Raw genomic sequence first — 18,122 nt, forward strand, 5'->3', positions numbered from 1 at the left:
AAGCCGAGATCTGCTATTGGGCCCCTTATTCACTCTGCGGAACCAAGCGTATGCAGAAAGTGTTCATATCGCCAAAAATCGTGACACATGCCACTGGCGCCCCACTGTGCCCGTGTTCACCCGCAATCGACGTACCACTCGGTGGTGTGGTTGCGATCAAGCCAAAGAAGCGGCGCAGATCACATTCCGGTCACGGAGCGGCGTGTCGTCGTCCGGGCGGTTCGGGTGGGCTCCGGCGTGACGTGGAGCGCCACCTCCCCTACATCGGAATGCACAAACCTTTCTCCGAGCACAGCAACCGGATCAGATGAAACTTTCGCGACAAACGAGGCATTGGGTTGACAGTCCGGCCCCCGACCCGGTCTCCTTGTCCCCATGTCAGTGACCTCAGCAGCCACCCGGACCCCCATTCGTGGGTTCCTGTGCGCTGCCCAGGTTCGCTGTTGCTGTTGCTGCTGTTGATGCCTTCGGAGCCGCGGCTCCCCTGAGCTCCGGCCACCCCCACAGCGACCGCCAGCACGACTGACATCCATCGAGGACTCCCCGATGAACACCACTGCGACCAACACCACTGCCGCACCCGTCGAGAGCGACCTCCAGATCGCCGGCGACATCCTCTCCGTCCAGCACCTCCTGCAGCCCGCCCGCGAGCACCCGGCCACCGTCGCCGAGTTCGTCGGCCTCTCGCGCAGCATCGCCGCGAACCGCGCCGAGTGGGAGCACCTGGTCGAGTACGACGCCACCACCCGCTGGTACCACCGGCTGCGCACCGTCCCCCAAGCTCTCGACTCCGCTCGAGCAGGGGGTGCCCCCATCGGCTACGAGGTCTGGCTGCTCAGCTGGGTCCCCGGCCAGGGCAGCGGCCTGCACGACCACGGCTCCTCCTCCGGCGTCCTGACCGTCCTCGACGGCGAGCTCACCGAGCACGGCCCGCGCGGACCGCTCGCCCTCGCCGCCGGCTCCCAGCGCGTCTTCGCCCCCGGGTACGCCCACGAGGTCGTCAACGACGGCCTCGACGGAGCGGTCAGCCTGCACGTCTACTTCCCGGGCCTGACCGAGATGCCGATGCACAACTGCTCCCCGGCCCGGCCCGAGACCCTTTCCGTCTGACGCGGCGGCCGGACCGCGCCCGGCGGCGGCGCCCGGCGCCCGACCGCCACCCTTCGACGACAGCCTGCGGCCGACTGACAGACTGTCCGCATGCGCATTGTTGTTCTGGCCGGCGGCATCGGCGGCGCCCGTTTCCTCCGGGGACTCAAGTCGGCGGTTCCCGACGCGGACATCACGGTCATCGGCAACACCGGTGACGACATTCACCTGTTCGGGCTGAAGGTGTGCCCCGATCTGGACACGGTGATGTACACCCTCGGCGGTGGCATCAACGAGGACCAGGGCTGGGGCCGCACCGACGAGTCCTTCACCGTCAAGGAGGAGCTCGCGGCGTACGGGGTCGGACCCACCTGGTTCGGCCTCGGGGACCGCGACTTCGCCACCCACATCGTCCGTACGCAGATGCTCGGCGCGGGTTACCCGCTGAGCGCCGTCACCGAGGCGCTCTGCGACCGCTGGCAGCCCGGGGTCCGGCTGCTGCCCATGTCCGACGACCGCGTCGAGACCCACGTCGCCGTCAACGATCCCGAGACCGGCGAGCGCCGCGTCATCCACTTCCAGGAGTACTGGGTCCGGCTGCGCGCCTCGCTCGACGCCGAGGCCGTCGTACCCGTCGGCGCCGAGCAGGCCAAGCCCGCTCCCGGCGTGCTCGAGGCCCTCGCGGCCGCCGACCTGATCGTCCTCCCGCCGTCCAACCCGGTCGTCTCGGTCGGCACCATCCTCGCCGTGCCCGGCATCCGCGAGGCCGTCGCCGCCGCCGGGGCGCCCGTCGTCGGCCTCTCCCCCATCGTCGGGGGCGCGCCCGTGCGCGGGATGGCCGACAAGGTGCTCGCCGCCGTCGGCGTCGAGTCCACCGCCGCGGCCGTCGCCCTGCACTACGGCAGCGACCTGCTCGACGGCTGGCTCGTGGACACCGCCGACGCGGACGCGGTCGCCGAGGTGGAGGCCGCCGGGATCGCCTGCCGCGCGGTGCCGCTGATGATGACCGACCTGGCCGCCACCGCCGCGATGGCCCGCGCCGCGCTGGACCTCGCGGAGGCCTCCCGGTGAGCGTCCCCTCCGTCCCCTCCGTTCCCTCGTACGAGGTGCGCGCCGTCGCCGGGATCCCGGAGGTCCGGCCCGGCGACGACCTCGCGCGGCTGATCGCCGCGGCCGGGCCGGGACTCCAGGACGGGGACGTCCTGCTGGTCACCTCGAAGATCGTCTCCAAGGCGGAGGGCCGGATCGTCCGCGCCGATTCCCGCGAGGACGCGATAGACGCGGAGACCGTACGGGTCGTCGCGCGCCGGGGCCCGCTGCGGATCGTCGAGAACCGGCAGGGGCTGGTCATGGCGGCGGCCGGCGTCGACGCCTCGAACACCGAGCCGGGCACGGTGCTGCTGCTCCCCGAGGACCCCGACGCCTCGGCCGCCGCGATCCGCGCCGGGCTGCGCGAGCTGCTGTCCGTCGACGTCGGCGTCATCGTGACCGACACCTTCGGGCGGCCGTGGCGCACCGGGCTCACCGACGTGGCGATCGGCTCGGCCGGGGTGCGGGTCCTCGACGACCTGCGCGGCGGGACCGACGCCCACGGCAATCCGCTGAGCGCGACGATAGTGGCCACGGCGGACGAGCTGGCCGCGGCCGGCGACCTGGTCAAGGGCAAGGCGGCCGGGCTGCCGGTGGCGGTCGTGCGCGGGCTGGGGCACGTACTGGGCGAGGGCTCGGCGGCGGCCGACCTGGTGCGCTCGCCGGCCGAGGACATGTTCCGGCTGGGCACCTCGGAGGCGGTACGGGAGGCCGTGACGCAGCGCCGCACGGTACGGGCCTTCACGGCGGACCCGGTCGACGCGGGCGCGGTCCGCCGGGCCGTGGCGGCGGCCGTGACGGCCCCGGCGCCGCACCACACGACGCCGTGGCGGTTCGTCCTGCTGGAGTCGGCGGCGGCGCGGCTGGAGCTGCTGGACGCGATGCGGGACGCGTGGGTCGAGGACCTGCGGCGGGACGGCAAGTCCGAGGAGTCCATCGCCAAGCGGGTCCGGCGCGGGGACGTGCTGCGCAATGCCCCGTACCTGGTGGTGCCGTGCATGGTGACGGACGGCGCGCACGACTACGGGCACGCCCGGCGCGATGCGGCGGAGCGGGAGATGTTCGTGGTCGCGATGGGCGCGGGCGTGCAGAACTTCCTGGTCGCGCTGGCCGGGGAGCGGCTGGGCTCGGCGTGGGTGTCCTCGACGATGTTCTGCCGGGACGTGGTGCGCAAGGTGCTCGGGCTGCCGCAGGGCTGGGACCCGATGGGCGCGGTGGCCGTGGGCCATGCCGCGGCGGCTCCGGCGCAGCGGCCGGCGCGGTCGGCGGAGGACTTCATCGAGGTCCGGTAGGGCGCCTGGTCACAGGCGGCCGATGTCCGTCTTGCGCATCTTCGGGGCGCGGCGGGGCGGTGCGTGGCCCGCGAGGAGGATCAGGCGGGCCGCGCGGTGGCGCTGGCCGGCGTACGGGGCGAGCAGCTCCAGCATGGCGTCGTCATCGGCGTCCCGGTTCCCGGCGAGGGCGTAGCCGATGATGCCGGGCAGGTGCAGGTCGCCGGTGGTGACGGCGTCGGCGGCGCCGTTGCTGCGCTGGAGGGTCTCGGCGGAGGTCCACGGGCCGATGCCGGGTACGGCCTCCAGCCGGGCGGCGGCCTGCGTGAGCTCCATGGCGGCGGCCTCCTCCAGCCGGTTCGCCACGCGGGCACAGCGGACGATCGCGGCGGAGCGCTTGGCGTCGACTCCGGCCTTGTGCCAGTCCCAGGACGGGATCATCGCCCAGGTCCGGGCGTCGGGCATGACGTACAGGCCCTGCGGGCCGTGTTCGGGGCCGGGGGCGGGCTCCCCGTACTGGGACACCAGGCGCCGCCAGGCGCGGTACGCCTCGTCGGTGGTGACCTTCTGCTCCAGGACGGTCGGGATCAGGGACTCCAGGACCAGTCCGGTACGGGTCAGGCGCAGGCCCGGGCGGCGGCGGTGGCTGGCGTGCACGAGGCGGTGGCGGGGGACGAAGGCGGCGGGGTCGTCGCCGTCGCCGAGGAGGGCGGGCAGGCCGTCGAGCATCCACTCGGCGCCGGGGCCCCAGGCTTCGGCGTGGACGGTGCCGGTGCTCGGGCGCAGGGCGACGCGGAGGGTGGCCGGGCCCCGGGGGGTGCGGCTGGTCTTCCAGACGGAGCCGTCGGGGGTGGTGCGGAAGGTGGGGTCGGCGGGGCCGCGTCTGAGCGGGCCGAGCGTGAGCCCGAGGTCGACGACCCCCTCGGGCTCCCACGTTCGGGCCAGGGCCCGGGCCCCGGGCCCCGCGGAGGCTTCGGTGCCTGCGGTGCCTGCGGTGCCTGCGGTGCCTGCGGTGCCTGCGGGCACGGTGGTGCGGCCGCCGCGGACGGCGGTGCGGGTGAGGGGGTCGAAGCGGCCGGCCATGCCATTGAGCGTAGCCCTGCGGGGCCGGTCCCCCACCCGGGCTGCGCCCGCCCGGACCCGTGCGGCTGCCCCGCCGCTGCCGGGACCCTGCCCCCGGACCCTCCCCCGGCCACCGCCGGGGGGCCGGGATCAGCCTAGGGGCGGCCCTGGAGTTTGGCCGATGAGGTGCGGGTGGGGGGGAGTTGGCCGTACAGGAGCTTGCCCGGGCATTCCGTGGCGAAGCCGTCGCGGTGGCCCGAGATGACGTTGAGCTTCACGTTCGTGCCCTTCGCGAAGAGGTTGCCGCCGCCCGACTTCAGGGTGGTCTTCGCCCGCGGGTCCCGGTTAAACAGCCCGAGCTTCCACGCCGTCAGCTGGGCCACCGCCTTCACCGCGGCGGCGGGCGGCGCGGTGCTCGTGTACGTGCCGATCACCGCGATGCCCATGCTGTCGGTGTTGAAGCCCATGGTGTGCGCGCCGAGCACGGCCTTGGCGACTCCGCCGGCCCGGCCCTCGTACACCGTGCCGCACTTGTCGACGGCGAAGTTGTAGCCGATGTCGCGCCAGCCGCTGCTGACCACGTGGTAGCGGTACAGGCTGCGCAGCACCTTCGGGGCGTCCTTGCAGGCGTAGTTGTTGCCCGAGGCGCTGTGGTGGACGAAGGCCGCCTTGACCGTGCTGGTGTAGACGAAGCCGGCCTCGCGCAGGGATTCGTCCGCGCCCCAGCCCAGCCGCGTGACGATCCGCGGCCGCGGGCCGATGTACGGGCGGGCCGCCGCGCTGAGGGTGCCTTCGCTGGCGAGGACCGCGTCGGCGGTGGAGTCCGCCTTGTTGAGCGCGGTGATCTCCTTCGCGCCGAGCGGGGCCAGCGGGACGTTGGCGGAGGAGGACTCCGCCGTCTCCATGGTCATGCCCGGCAGGGCCTCCACGTCGCCCTTGTCGTCGCCCTCGGGTTCGTCGGAGGTGCCCGACGCGCCGTTCTTGGCGTCGACCACCGTCACCGGGTCCGTCGCGCCCGGGTCGACGAGTTCGATCCGCATGCCGGACGGGAGCCGGGCCGCCGCGCGGGTGGCCGGGGCTCCGGGTTCCGCCTGGACGCGGACCTCGATTCCGTCGGAGTCGCCGACCCACAGCGGGGCCGTGCTGCCGCGGACCCGGCCGGTGCCGCTCTCCGCGGTGCCGAGGTCGGGGGCGTGTTCGCTGTTGTGGGTCTCGACGTCCTGCCAGTCGGACCAGGTCCCGGTCGCCACCGCGCGGGTGCGGACCTGGACCCGGCCGGACAGCTCGGTGCTCGCGTCGTCCCAGACGACGCCGACCAGCGAGAACCTCTTGACCTCGCGCGGCGGCAGACCCTGGGTCTCGGGCAGCCGCGGCGAGGCGCTCATGCCGGGGATGCCGGGGGACCGGTCGGCCGCGGGCCCCAGGGGGGCGAGCGGCAGCGACTGGGTGGACCCGGCTGGGGCCACGGGGGCGGCCGCGCCCATGGACGGCGCGGCCAGGGCCGGAGTGGAGAGCGCGAGCGGCAGGGCCAGGGCGGCGGCCGTCGCGACACCGATCGAGGAAGCAAGGAATCCACGCATGAAAGCGATGCTGAGCACACTCACCACGGAGCGCCATCGGAGAACTGACGGCCCGTCCGATCCGGGGCGGGTGTCCCTCGCCCGTACGGAGGAGCCGGTGCCCGCCGTACGGGCGAGGGCCCGCGCGTAGGCTGGGGCGGGTGAACGCCACTGACCGCACCCCTGCCGACCTGCTGCGATCCGCGCTCGCCGCCGATCCGGGCCGCCCTCTCGTCACCTTCTACGACGACGCCACGGGCGAGCGCGTCGAATTGTCCGTCGCCACCTTCGCCAATTGGGTGGCCAAGACCGCCAATCTGCTCCAGGGCGATCTGGGCGCCGAGCCCGGTGACCGGCTCGCGCTGCTGCTCCCCGCGCACTGGCAGAGCGCCGTGTGGCTGCTCGCCTGCGCCTCGGTCGGGGTCGTCGCCGAGGTGGGCGGGGATCCGGCCGGCGCCGATCTGGTGGTGAGCGGGCCCGACACGCTGGAGCAGGCCGCGGCCTGCTCCGGCGAGCGGGTCGCGCTGGCACTGCGGCCGCTGGGCGGGCGGTTCCCGCAGCCGCCCGCCGGGTTCGCGGACTACGCGGTGGAGGTGCCGGGGCAGGGCGACCGGTTCGCCCCGTTCGTCCCCGTGGACGCGAACGGCCCGGGGCTGGTGGTCGGCGGCGAGGAGCTCTCGTACGCACGGATCGTCGAGCGCGCCCGCGAGGACGCGGCGGAGCTCGGCCTCGGCGCGGGTTCGCGGCTGCTGTCCGGGCTCGGCTACGACAGCTGGGACGGGCTGTCGGCGGGACTGTTCGCCGCTCTGGCCGCGGGCGGGTCCGTGGTGCTGTGCCGGAACCTGGACCGGCTGGCGGCGGACGGCCTGGCGCAGCGGATCGAGAGCGAGCGCGTCACCCACACCGCCGCCTGAGGAGGCCCTGTCGCGGGGCGGAGCCGTCACCCACTCCGCCCAACCGCGGGGCCGGGCGATCTGTCACCCGCACGGCCCTAGACAGGGGGCTGCCCCCGGGCCGCACCGACGGGCCGGGGGCACGATCGGCAGAGGCCGTGCATCCACCCGTACGGCCCTCATGTGTCACCGACGCAGCCGGTGCGGCGAGGGGACGGAACCCGAGTGACGGACAGCGCAGGCATACCGGGCGGCACCCGGGCCGGGGGAGGCTCCTCGAAGCCTCCCCGCGGCCGCCGGCGCCGCCTGCTGCGCTGGATCGGGCTCGGGCTGGCCCTGCTGGTCCTGGCCGGGGCGGCCACCGGCTGGTGGCTCTACCGCAAGCTCGACGCGAACATCACCGAGGACACGTCCGCGGCGGCCGAGCTCGAGCGCTACGAGCGGGAGCGCCCCACCCACCTCGTGGGCGGCGCGCAGAACGTCCTGCTGATCGGCTCGGACTCGCGATCCGGCAAGGAGAACGCCCGGTACGGGCAGGACCGGGGCACCGAGCGCTCGGACACCGCGATCCTGCTGCACCTGCCCGCGGACCGCAGGAGTGCGACGGCGGTCTCGATACCCCGGGACCTGATGACGCGGATCCCCTCCTGCCTCACGGAGGGCGGGAGCAGGACCGCCGAGCGGCTCGCGCAGTTCAACTGGGCGTTCCAGTGGGGTGGGGCCGCCTGCACGATCCGTACGGTGGAGAAGCTCACCGGGATCCGGATCGACCACCACATGGTGGTGGATTTCGGCGGGTTCAAGAAGATGGTCGACGCGGTCGGCGGGGTGGACGTCTGCCTCATGCAGCCGATGGACGACCCCGAGGCGAAGCTGAAGCTCCCGGCCGGCCGGCAGACCCTGCACGGGGAGCAGGCCCTGGGCTTCGTGCGGGCCCGCTACAGCCTGGGCGACGGCAGCGACACCGAACGGATGGAGCGCCAGCAGCAGTTCCTCGGCTCGCTGGTCAAGAAGGTGCAGAGCAACGGGGTCCTTCTGAACCCGGGCCGGCTGTACCCGCTGCTGGACGCGGCGACCTCCTCGGTGACCACGGACCCGGGGCTGGCCTCGCTGCGCGACCTGTACGAACTGGTCCGGGGCATCCGGGACATACCGGCCGAGCAGGTCAAGTTCCTGACGGTGCCCCGCCGCCCGTACGCCGCCGACCCGAACCGGGACGAGCTGGTGCAGCCGGACGCGGCCCAACTCTTCGAGCGGTTGCGGACGGACAGGCCGCTGACGGTGACCCCGCCGACGGCCGAAACCGAACGGCTCCGGGAGACCGGCCGCGCCGCCGAGTCCGAGGCCTCCGCACCCCCGGCGGGAACCGGCTCCGCCCCGGCTCCCGTCCCCACCTTCAGGGGAACCACGGCGGGCACGGCCGATTGCCGGTAAAGCAATCCCAAAAGGCGGTGTCCGAACAGAAGGGGTTGGGGGGTTTGGCCCGTTATAAGGGGAGTGGAATTTGTCACCACCATGGTTTGCAGTTGACCTGGGCGGATAAGGTGAGCGATCCGGTGCCCCGGCCAGAAAAGAGGCCGTGCACCAGCAGCCGGATCGTTGACCGGGCGTCTTGGGGGAGGCGCGTCGCGAGGCACCGACGGAGGATTCGAGCAACCGTGGATGCGCAAAGCCGTGGGCGGGCGGACGAGATCGACCCCGCAGACCAGTGGGTGCTCAATCCCCGCACAGGCAACTACGAACTGCGACTGGACCGCTCCGCTGCGCAGCAGCGGCCCTCGGTGGCAGCGCCCCGCAGGCCCTCCTCGGCCCGCCCCGGAGCGCCGGCAGCCCCCAAGACCCCGTCCCCGGCGGTGCCCGCACCGCGGCGCGGCGAGGGTCCGCCCGGGCGGCGCGGCGGACGTCCGCGCAAGGGCGGCGGAGGCGGCGGCCGGCGCAAGAAGATCCTGGTCGTCACCGGCGGCACCCTGGCCTTCCTGCTGGTCGGCGGTTCGGTGGGTGCGTACCTCTACTACGACCACCTGAACAGCAACCTCAACGTCACCGACGTCGGCGACGCGGGTACGGGCGGGTTCAAGAAGGACCAGCCCATCAACATCCTGGTCATCGGCACCGACAAGCGCAGCGGCGCCGGCAACGAGGGCTACGGGGACGCGGAGAGCGTCGGCCACGCCGACACCACGATCCTCTTCCACGTCGCCAAGGACCGCAGCAACGCCACCGCGCTGTCCATCCCGCGCGACCTGATCACGAACATCCCGGCCTGCCCGACGAAGCAGCCCGACGGTTCGACGAAGACCATCCCCGGCCAGAAGGGGACGCGGTTCAACGTCAGCCTCGGCCAGGAGGGCCGCGACCCGGGCTGCACCATGCGCACGGTGAAGGAGATCACCGGGATCACCGTCGACAACTTCATGATGGTCGACTTCAACGCGGTGAAGGTGCTGAGCACGGCGGTCGGCGGTGTTCCGGTCTGTCTCGCGAAGGCCGTGGACGACGAGGACTCCAAGCTGAAGCTGGACGCCGGCGAGCACCGGCTGCAGGGCGAGCAGGCCCTGGCCTTCGTACGGACCCGGCACTCGTTCGGCAACCACGGCGACCTCGACCGGATCAAGACCCAGCAGCAGTTCCTGGGCTCGATGATGCGCGAGATGAAGTCGAAGGAGACGCTGACCAGTCCGAAGAAGTTCTTCTCCCTCGCCGAGGCGGCCACCAAGTCGCTGACCGTCGACTCGGGCATAGGGTCCATCGACAAACTCACCAACCTAGCCGGTGAGTTGAAGGACATAGACCTGAAGAACATCACCTTCACCACGCTCCCGGTGCTCGACAACCCGGCCGAGCCCGAGGGCAAGAAGGCGACCGTCGTCGTCGACCAGCGCCTGGCCGATCCGCTGCTGAAGATGATCCAGGGGGACGTCTCCCTGACGGAGGTCGAGAAGAAGGAGCAGGCGGCGAAGGACGCGGCCGACGCGGAGGCCAAGAGCAAGGCGGACGCCCTGCTCCAGGGCAACCGCGCGCCTGCGGGCGACGTACGGGTGGACGTCTACAACGGCGGCGGACCCGGGGGTGCCGCCTCCAGCACCCTGACCTGGCTGCAGAACAGCAAGGGCGTGAACAAGGCCAGCAACCGCGGCAATGCGCCCGCGAAGCTCGACGCGACCCAGCTGGAGTACGCGCCCAACCAGGCCGACCAGGCCCGGGCGCTGGCCGACATGATGGGTCTGCCGGCCACGGCACTGAAGATGGGCTCGGCGGACGCCGCGCCCAAGACCCCGATGAAGCTGACGCTCGGCGCGGACTTCAAGGGGGCGGGGGTCTCGCTGACGGCGCCTCAGAAGGCGCCGGAGGACATCCAGCGGGTCGAGGCCGACAAGGCGGTCTGCGCCAAGTAGGCCGAGCAGGGCAAGAAGGCCGGACAGCCCGGACCGGCTGTCCGGCCGGGGGCCGGCCTGTGCCGGTGGACCGGCACACCACGACACGAAGTGAATCTTGAGGGGGACGTGTGAGGCACAGCAGCGTGCGAGGGGAGGGGGCGCCCGCCCAGCCCGGCGGTGACATATCCGACGCCGGACCCGTCAGTGGCGGCGGGAAGCGGCAGGGCCGCCGGCGCGTGCTGCGCTGGGTGTCCTCCGTGCTGTCGTTCCTCATACTCGCGACGGCGGCGGGCGGCTACCTCTACTACCGCCACCTCAACGGCAGCATCAAGACGGACGCCCTGAACCTCGGCGAGACCAAGCTGGGCGGCTCCAAGCCCAACGCCTTCGGGCAGACCCCGCTGAACATCCTCCTCATCGGCTCCGACGCCCGTGACGACGCGGCCAACCAGGCCCTCGGCGGGGCCAGGGACACCTTCGACGGCCCGCCCCTCGCGGACGTGCAGATGCTGCTGCACCTGTCGGCGGACCGCAGCAACATGTCGGTCGTGTCGATGCCGCGCGACACGATGCTGATGATGCCGAAGTGCACCGAGCCGGGCGGCAAGGTCCACCAGGCCAGCAAGGGCCTCGTCCAGACCAACGAGTCCCTCGGCCGGGGCGGGCCGGGCTGCACGGTCGCCGCCTGGCAGGAGCTCACGCACATCCCGATCGACCACTTCATGATGATCGACTTCAAGGGCGTGGTGACGATGGCGGACGCCATCGGCGGCGTCCCGGTCTGCGTCCAGCAGAACGTGGAGTCGCGCACCAAGGACGGCAAGGGCTCCGGCCTGAAGCTCCCCGCCGGGACGAACACCATCCAGGGCGAGCAGGCCCTGCAGTGGCTGCGCACGCGCTACGGCTTCGAGGACGGCACCGACCTCGGCCGCACCCACGCCCAGCACATGTACATGAACTCGATGGCCCGCGAGTTCCGCAAGAACGCCAAGCTCAGCAACCCGGTGAAGCTCAACAGCCTGGCGCAGGCGGCCATCAAGGCCATGGTCGTGGACCCCGGCCTCAACAAGATCGACAAGCTGTACGACCTCAGCATGGAGCTCAAGAAGGTCCCCACCGGGCGGATCACCATGACCACCATGCCGTGGGTGTACAGCACCCGCGAGGAGGGCCGGGTCGAGCCCAAGCCGGTCGAGGCCGAGGGCCTGTTCCGGATGGTCCGAGAGGACATCGCACTCGACGGCAAGGGGTCCGGGAACCCGGCCGCCACCCCGCAGGCGCCGGCCGCCTCCGGCGCCTCCGGCTCCTCCGCGGCCCCGTCCCAGCCGGCCGCCGACCCTGCCGCACCTCCGGCGAAGATCCCGGTCACCGTGCGCAACGCGACCGGCGGCAAGGACGGCGCCCAGACCAGGGTCAAGGGCCGGGCCGACGACGTCGCCGCCCTCCTCGTCGGCAAGGGCTTCACCAAGGCCCAGTCCACGACGCAGACCGCGGCCGAGGACACCACCGTGATCCGCTTCTCGAGCCCGGACCAGGCGGGTGACGCGGCGGCCGTGGCCACCGCGCTCGGCCTGCCGGCGAGCTCCTTGGAGAAGTCCGACGACGTCACCGGGATCGTCCTGTTCGTCGGCAAGGACTGGCGGACCGGCAACGCGCCGACCCCGCCGCCGCCGGCCCCGACCAAAGCTCCGGACTCGGCCCGCCCGCTCAACGGCGACGACGACAAGGAGTGCATGGCGATCCAGCCGGGCTTCACCTGGTAGCGCACGCACGCGAAAGGGCCCGGGGTGCTGTCGGCCGACAGCACCCCGGGCCCTTTCGCGCTCCGCCTGCGCGGCTGTCGCCGGCCTGCTCAGACCTCGCTGGCGAGGTCGCGCTGCACTGCCGGGCGGCGGCTCGCGATGACCTTGGCCGCGAGCGAGCGCGGGCTGGTCAGGAAGCCGAAGCCCCAGGACATGTGCATGGTGGCCATGGCCACCGGGATCTGCGCCCGCGCCTTCAGGGACAGGCCCTTGCCGGCCGGGATCGAGCCGACCGTGATCGCCGCGAGGTAGCCGGCCGGGACCACGAAGCCCCACGGGGTGACGACCGCACCGGCCAGCACGCCGGCCGCGATCGCGCACAGGGCGGTCGGCGACGCCAGGTAGCGCAGGTTGATCGAGCCCGAGTGGTAGCGGGCCACGACGTGCCGCCAGCGGCCGTAGTCCTTGTACTGCTTGGCGAGCGCCCGTACGGACGGCCGCGGGCGGTACTGGACCTTCAGCTCGGGCGAGAACCAGATGAGCCCGCCGGCCTCGCGGATGCGGAAGTTCAGCTCCCAGTCCTGGGCGCGGATGAACTCCTCGTTGTATCCGCCGGCCAGCTCCAGCGCCTCGCGGCGGAAGACGCCCAGGTAGACGGTGTCGGCCGGACCGGCCTTGCCCCCGGTGTGGAAGGCCGCGTTGCCGACGCCGAGCTTCGAGGTCATCGCGGCGGCGACGGCGTCCTCCCAGGCGTTCTCGCCCTCGGCGTGCATGATGCCGCCGACGTTCTGCGCACCGGTCTCCTCCAGGAGGCGGACCGCGGTGGCGATGTAGTTCGGCGAGAGCATGCCGTGGCCGTCGACGCGCACCACGATGGGATGGCGCGAGGCCTTGATGGCGGCGTTCAGAGCGGCCGGGGTGCGGCCGGAGGGGTTCGGAACGGTGACGACGCGGGGGTCCTCGCGTACGAGCTCGGCGGCGATCTCGTCGGTGCGGTCCTTGGACGGCCCCAGAGCGATCACCACCTCCATCTCACCGGCGTACTCCTGTCCGAGGATGTGGCGGACGGAGTCACGCAGATGGCGCTCCTCGTTGAGCACCGGCATGATCACCGAGACTGCGGGCTGCTGGGCGGGCATGTGGTCCTTCACGGTCGGGTATCGGTGTCACGTTACCGCGTACGGGGGAAACGGGTGCGCGCCGCATGATCGGTAGGGACAGAGGCTGATCGTATGGGCCTACTGTTCTGACGATCTGCCCGCTGTGTCTGGTTCGTTCCTGTCGGCCCCTGCTGCCCCCGCGGAGGTGTCCCCCGTGCCCCAGCCACACCGCCCCACCCGACCCGCCCGGCCCCCGCAGCCGCAGCGCGCGCGGCGCGGCGGTGGTCCGGCCCGGCGCCGGGCGGACCGGCCGCGGTGGGGGGTACGGCTGGCGGCCGGGCTGGCCGTGGCGGTGCTGGGCTCCGGGGCGATCGGGCACGCGGTGATGACCGGCCTGGACACCGGGATCGACCGGGTGGACCCCTTCAAGGACATGAAGAACCGGCCGCAGGCCGGGCACGGGCTGAACTTCCTGCTGGTCGGCACCGACGGCCGGGACAGGATCACCCCGCAGGACAAGCGCGAGTACCGCCTCGGCGGCGCCCCCTGCCACTGCACCGACACCGTGATGCTGGTGCACCTCTCCGCGAACCGGGAGCGGGCCAGTGTCGTCAGCCTGCCCCGCGACAGCTACGCCGAGCTGCCCGCGCACCGGGACGAGTCCAGCGGGAAGCAGCACGGGCCGCACGCCGTGAAGCTCAATGCCGCGTACGCGGAGGGCGGGCCGCAGCTGACCGTGCGGACCGTCGAGAACATGACCCGGGTGAAGATCGACCACTACCTGGAGGTCGACTTCGCCAGCTTCATGAAGACCGTCGACGCGATGGGCGGCGTGGAGATCTGCACCGCCAAGGCCCTGCGCGACCAGAACACCGGCCTGGACCTGCCGCCCGGCACCCACCGGCTCGGCGGCGGACAGGCCCTCCAGTACGTGCGCTCGCGCCACGTGGACGGGGCCGCCGACCTCGGCCGCATGCAGCGCCAGCAGCGGTTCGTCGCCGCCCTGGTCAAGCAGGCGACCGGCGGCGGGGTGCTGCTGAACCCGGTGAAGTTCAAGGAGGTCAGCGCCACGCTGCTGGGCTCGGTCCGGGCCGACCGGGGCTTCGGGTCGGAGCAGATGCTGGCCCTGGGCCAGGCCCTGCGCGATTTCACCCCGGCCTCCTCGGAGTTCGCCTCGGTGCCGATCGGGGACCCCTCGTACCCCGTCAAGGGCATCGGCTCGACGGTGAAATGGGACGAGTCGAAGGCCGCGAAACTCTTCGAGGCGCTGCGCCAGGACCGGCCGCTGGTCCCCGCCGCACCGGGGCCGGTGCCAGGGCCGGGGCAGGCGCAGGGACAGGGGCAGCCGGGGCGCCGGGCACAGCAGCAGCTGGCGGTGCCGGTGGACGTGCCGCCGCAGCAGATCCGGGTGCAGGTGGAGAACGGGACGCGGATCGACGGGCTGGGCGGGCGCGTGGACACGGCGCTGCGCGCCACCGGCTTCGACACCACCCGGGCTCCGGTGGGCGGCGCGAGCCGCGACGTCAAGCGCACGGTGATCACGTACGACCCCCGCTGGGACCGCTCGGCCCGTACGGTCTCGACCGCGCTGCCCGGAAGCGAGCTGCGGGCGGTGGCGGGCCAGGGCCGGACGGTCCTGGTGATCGCCGGAGCGGACTACCGCAAGGTGGTGCCGGTCCGGCCGGAGGACCCGCACCAGGGCCGGTTCGGGGTGGTCACGGGCGACCAGGTGGTCTGCGGGAAGTGACCGCGGGTCAGTCGTCGTCGAAGCCCTGGGCCGCGCGCTCCTCGCGCAGCGCCATGATCGCCCGGCGGCGGGCGAGCCGGTGCGTGCGGCGGATCTGGGCCTCCTGGTTGCGGCGCCGGTCCTGGTCGGTCTCGGGGAGCACCGGCGGGACCGTACGCGGCTTGCCCTCGGCGTCCACGGCCGTGAAGACGAGGTAGGCGCTGCCGACCTGGGTGGCGGGGGTCGACTCGTTCCACCGCTCGGCCAGGACCCGTACGCCGATCTCCATGGAGGAGCGGCCGGTCCAGTTGCACTGGGCCTTCACGTGGACCAGGTCGCCCACGCGGACCGGTGCGAGGAAGGCCATCTCGTCCATGGACGCGGTGACGGCGGGACCGCCCGAGTGGCGCCCGGCGACGGCGCCGGCCGCGTCGTCCACCAGCTTCATGATCACACCGCCGTGCACCGTACCGAGGAGGTTGGTGTCGTTGGCCGTCATGATGTGGCTGAGGGTGGTCCGCGAGGCCGAGATCGGCTTGCCCTGCAGGTCGCCAGCCGTCTCGCCCGGTATCTCTGTCATGCGCCCACTTTAGGGGTGGCCGCCGGCCGCCCCCAAAGCCGACGCGGAGGCATCAGCTCTGCAACAGCACCGGAACGAAGCTCCGCCCGGACTGTCGGGCACCCCGTCCGGCCAGGCATCCTAGGCGGCATGAGTGAGTGGCCCCAGGGGCGCAACGACAGCGGCGACGACCGGTACGGACACGGCAGCGCACAGGCGCAGCCGGAAGGTGCCCGGCGGATGCCGCACGTCCAGCGCCGGCAGCAGCGGCCGGTGCCGCCGCAGCAGCAACCGCAGCGACCGGCGCAGCCGCCGGCCCGGCCCGGGCAGCCGCCCGCGTACGGGGTACCTCCGCAGCAGGCCCCGGGCCACGACACGTACGGCGGCTACGACAGCGGGTACAACACCGGCCAGGTCTACGGGCGCCCGCAGACCAGCCCCGCGGGTCCGGGCGGCCCGGGCGCTCCGAGCGGGCCCGGCGGCCCGGGAGGTCCCGGCGGGCCGGGCCGGCTGCCGGCCGGACCGGCCCCGGACTGGCGCAGGCGGATCAAGATCGGCTCCATCGTGCTGGTGACGGCGCTGCTCGCGACCACCATCGGCACCTACTTCTGGGCCGACTCCAAGGTGCGCCGCGAGGTCGACCTCGCCAAGGTCATCGAGCGCCCGAAGGAGGGCGACTGCACGACGTACCTGATCGTGGGCTCCGACAGCCGCGAGGGCCTGTCCGACGAGGACAAGAAGAAGCTCCACACCGGCTCGGCCGAGGGCAAGCGCACCGACTCGATGATGATCCTGGCGGCCTGCTCCAGCGGGAACACCATGATCTCGCTGCCGCGCGACTCCGACGTGGAGATCCCCTCCTTCGTCGGCTCCCAGTCGGGCAAGAAGTTCCCGGCGCAGGGCAGGCACACCAAGCTCAACGCGGCGTACGCGGAGGACGGCCCGGAGCTGCTGGTGCGCACCGTGGAGTACAACACGGGGCTGCGCATCGACCACTACGCGGAGATCGGCTTCGCCGGCTTCGCGAACATCGTGGACGCGCTCGGCGGTGTCGACATGAACATCGAGAAGGGCTTCAAGGACGAGAAGTCGGGCGCCGACTTCAAGGCCGGCGAGCAGACGCTCAACGGCGAGCAGGCCCTCGCCTTCGTCCGGACCCGGTACGCGTTCGCCGAGTCGGACCTGGCGCGTACGAAGAACCAGCAGAAGTTCCTGGCGACGCTGGCCAACCAGGCGGCCACGCCGGGCACGATCCTCAACCCGTTCAAGCTGTACCCGGTGCTGGGCGCGGGCCTGGACACGCTGATCGTGGACAAGGACATGTCGCTGTGGGACATGGCCGACATGTTCTTCGCGATGAAGGGCATCAGCGGCGGCGAGGGCGTGTCGATGAACATGCCGATCGCGGGCGAGCGCGGCGGCAACCTGCTCTGGGACAAGGCGAAGGTGCAGCAGCTCGTCAAGCAGATCCAGAAGGACGAGAAGGTCACCGTCACCGCCAACTAGGCGGACGCACGCCGGTGCATGACGATGCCGCCGACCGGGAAGGTCGGCGGCATCGTCGTACGCCGTTACCGGTCGGAGGAGAAGCGGACCGCGGCGGAGGGCAGTTCGGCCCCGCACCACACCCGCGCGCCCGCGCGCAGTTCGTTGTCCGAGCCGACGACGGCCCCGTCCCCGAGGACCGCGCCGTCCAGTACGGTGCGCGTGCCCACCGAGGCGCCGACGCCGATCAGGCTGGCGCGGACCTGGGTGTCCGGGCCGATGACCGCGCCGTCGAGCACGATGGATCCCTCGACGACCGCACCCGCCGCGATACGGGCTCCGGCGCCCACGACGGTGCCCCCGCACAGCTTGGCTCCGGCCGCCACCTCGGCGCCCGGGAGCACCAGGGACTCGCCGCGCGGGCCCGGCACGGCCGGGGAGGAGACGACTCCGCGTACGAGGTCGGCCGAGGCCTGGACGAAGGACTCGGGCTTGCCGAGGTCCAGCCAGTACGTGTTCTCGGTGACCCCGTGGAGCCTGGCCCCGGAGGCGAGCAGGCCGGGGAAGGTCTCGCGTTCGACGGAGACGGGGCGCCCGGCCGGGATGGAGTCGATCACGCTGCGGCGGAAGACGTAGCAGCCGGCGTTGATCTGGTCGGTGATGATCTCCTCGGGGGTCTGCGGCTTCTCGGTGAAGGCCAGCACCCGCCCCTCGGAGTCGGTGGGGACCAGGCCGAAGGCCCGCGGGTCCTCCACGCGCACCAGGTGCAGCGAGACGTCGGCGGCGGCCGCCCGGTGGGAGTCGACGAGCCCGGCGATGTCCAGGCCCGTGAGGATGTCGCCGTTGAAGACGAGGACGGAGGAGTCCGGTCCGCCGGTCAGCCGCTGCGCGGCGTTGCGGATGGCTCCGCCGGTGCCGAGCGGCTCGTCCTCGACGACGTACTCGAGCGAGACGCCGAAGGCGGAGCCGTCACCGAAGTACGGCTCGAAGACCTCGGCGAGGTAGCAGGTGGCCATCACGATGTGCGTGACGCCTGCGGCGGCGGCCCTGGCTATCTGGTGGGCGAGGAACGGAACCCCGGCCGCGCGCACCATGGGCTTGGGGGTGTTGACCGTGACGGGGCGCAGACGCGTCCCCTGCCCCCCGACCAGCAGGATGGCTTCCAAAATT

15 protein-coding genes are annotated in these 18,122 nt (G+C 72.5%); 10 read left to right on the forward strand and 5 right to left on the reverse strand.

What is annotated here, in order from left to right; all coding sequences use genetic code 11:
• Positions 1-546: 546 nt before the first annotated feature.
• From ACFYXK_RS20685 to ACFYXK_RS20695, 3 genes are all read left to right on the forward strand, one after another.
• Positions 547-1,110 (forward strand): cysteine dioxygenase, encoded by a 564-nt coding sequence (locus tag ACFYXK_RS20685; RefSeq protein WP_389412441.1) that lies wholly within the window; start codon positions 547-549, stop codon positions 1,108-1,110.
• A gap of 90 nt (positions 1,111-1,200) precedes the next feature.
• The gene (cofD, locus tag ACFYXK_RS20690) at positions 1,201-2,160 is read left to right on the forward strand and encodes a 2-phospho-L-lactate transferase (protein WP_389412442.1); all 960 of its coding nucleotides are present in this window, start codon (positions 1,201-1,203) and stop codon (positions 2,158-2,160) included.
• A complete protein-coding gene (locus ACFYXK_RS20695; RefSeq protein ID WP_389412443.1) occupies positions 2,157-3,470 on the forward strand; it encodes a coenzyme F420-0:L-glutamate ligase in 1,314 nt (437 codons plus the stop codon). Before cofD ends, ACFYXK_RS20695 begins: the two co-directional genes overlap by 4 nt.
• Before the next feature lie 9 nt (positions 3,471-3,479).
• Here the strand turns inward: ACFYXK_RS20695 and ACFYXK_RS20700 are convergent, their stop codons facing one another.
• Entirely contained in the window at positions 3,480-4,532 is a 1,053-nt protein-coding gene (locus ACFYXK_RS20700) for a DNA-3-methyladenine glycosylase family protein (protein ID WP_389412444.1), read from the reverse strand.
• A 134-nt stretch (positions 4,533-4,666) separates the two neighbouring features.
• Positions 4,667-6,091 carry a peptidoglycan recognition protein gene (locus ACFYXK_RS20705; protein ID WP_389412445.1) on the reverse strand — a complete coding sequence of 475 codons (1,425 nt, stop codon included), beginning with the start codon at positions 6,089-6,091 and terminating at the stop codon, positions 4,667-4,669.
• On the opposite strand from ACFYXK_RS20705, the gene ACFYXK_RS20710 reads away from it, so the two are divergent.
• The 5 genes from ACFYXK_RS20710 to ACFYXK_RS20730 all read left to right on the forward strand — a co-directional run bounded on the left by ACFYXK_RS20710 (position 6,090) and on the right by ACFYXK_RS20730 (position 12,103).
• Positions 6,090-6,221: a hypothetical protein gene (locus ACFYXK_RS20710; RefSeq protein ID WP_389412446.1), complete on the forward strand. Its 132-nt coding sequence runs from the start codon at positions 6,090-6,092 to the stop codon at positions 6,219-6,221. The two genes, ACFYXK_RS20705 and ACFYXK_RS20710, sit on opposite strands and share 2 nt — an antisense overlap.
• A 10-nt stretch (positions 6,222-6,231) precedes the next feature.
• Entirely contained in the window at positions 6,232-6,984 is a 753-nt protein-coding gene (locus tag ACFYXK_RS20715) for a TIGR03089 family protein (RefSeq protein WP_389412447.1), read from the forward strand.
• A 204-nt stretch (positions 6,985-7,188) separates the two neighbouring features.
• On the forward strand, positions 7,189-8,397 hold the full coding sequence (locus ACFYXK_RS20720; protein WP_389412448.1) for an LCP family protein: 1,209 nt from the start codon (positions 7,189-7,191) through the stop codon (positions 8,395-8,397).
• Between the two features lie 224 nt (positions 8,398-8,621).
• Positions 8,622-10,358: an LCP family protein gene (locus ACFYXK_RS20725; protein ID WP_389412449.1), complete on the forward strand. Its 1,737-nt coding sequence runs from the start codon at positions 8,622-8,624 to the stop codon at positions 10,356-10,358.
• A 110-nt stretch (positions 10,359-10,468) separates the two neighbouring features.
• A complete protein-coding gene (locus ACFYXK_RS20730) occupies positions 10,469-12,103 on the forward strand; it encodes an LCP family protein (protein ID WP_389412450.1) in 1,635 nt (544 codons plus the stop codon).
• Positions 12,104-12,192: 89 nt separating this feature from the next.
• On the opposite strand, the gene ACFYXK_RS20735 is transcribed toward ACFYXK_RS20730, so the two are convergent.
• Positions 12,193-13,221 (reverse strand): glycosyltransferase family 2 protein, encoded by a 1,029-nt coding sequence (locus ACFYXK_RS20735; RefSeq protein ID WP_389412451.1) that lies wholly within the window; start codon positions 13,219-13,221, stop codon positions 12,193-12,195.
• A 175-nt stretch (positions 13,222-13,396) separates the two neighbouring features.
• Here ACFYXK_RS20735 and ACFYXK_RS20740 point away from each other — a divergent pair, with 175 nt between their 5' ends.
• Positions 13,397-14,929 (forward strand): LCP family protein, encoded by a 1,533-nt coding sequence (locus ACFYXK_RS20740; protein ID WP_389412452.1) that lies wholly within the window; start codon positions 13,397-13,399, stop codon positions 14,927-14,929.
• Positions 14,930-14,936: 7 nt separating this feature from the next.
• Here the strand turns inward: ACFYXK_RS20740 and ACFYXK_RS20745 are convergent, their stop codons facing one another.
• Complete coding sequence (locus ACFYXK_RS20745; RefSeq protein WP_389412453.1) at positions 14,937-15,488, reverse strand: acyl-CoA thioesterase; 552 nt, start codon at positions 15,486-15,488, stop codon at positions 14,937-14,939.
• Between the two features lie 129 nt (positions 15,489-15,617).
• Here ACFYXK_RS20745 and ACFYXK_RS20750 point away from each other — a divergent pair, with 129 nt between their 5' ends.
• Positions 15,618-16,973: an LCP family protein gene (locus ACFYXK_RS20750; RefSeq protein ID WP_389412454.1), complete on the forward strand. Its 1,356-nt coding sequence runs from the start codon at positions 15,618-15,620 to the stop codon at positions 16,971-16,973.
• Between the two features lie 65 nt (positions 16,974-17,038).
• On the opposite strand, the gene ACFYXK_RS20755 is transcribed toward ACFYXK_RS20750, so the two are convergent.
• Positions 17,039-18,121: a sugar phosphate nucleotidyltransferase gene (locus tag ACFYXK_RS20755; RefSeq protein WP_389412632.1), complete on the reverse strand. Its 1,083-nt coding sequence runs from the start codon at positions 18,119-18,121 to the stop codon at positions 17,039-17,041.
• Position 18,122: the final 1 nt, after the last annotated feature.

This window comes from Streptomyces sp. NPDC002209 (assembly GCF_042890265.1).
Taxonomy (GTDB): domain Bacteria; phylum Actinomycetota; class Actinomycetes; order Streptomycetales; family Streptomycetaceae; genus Streptomyces.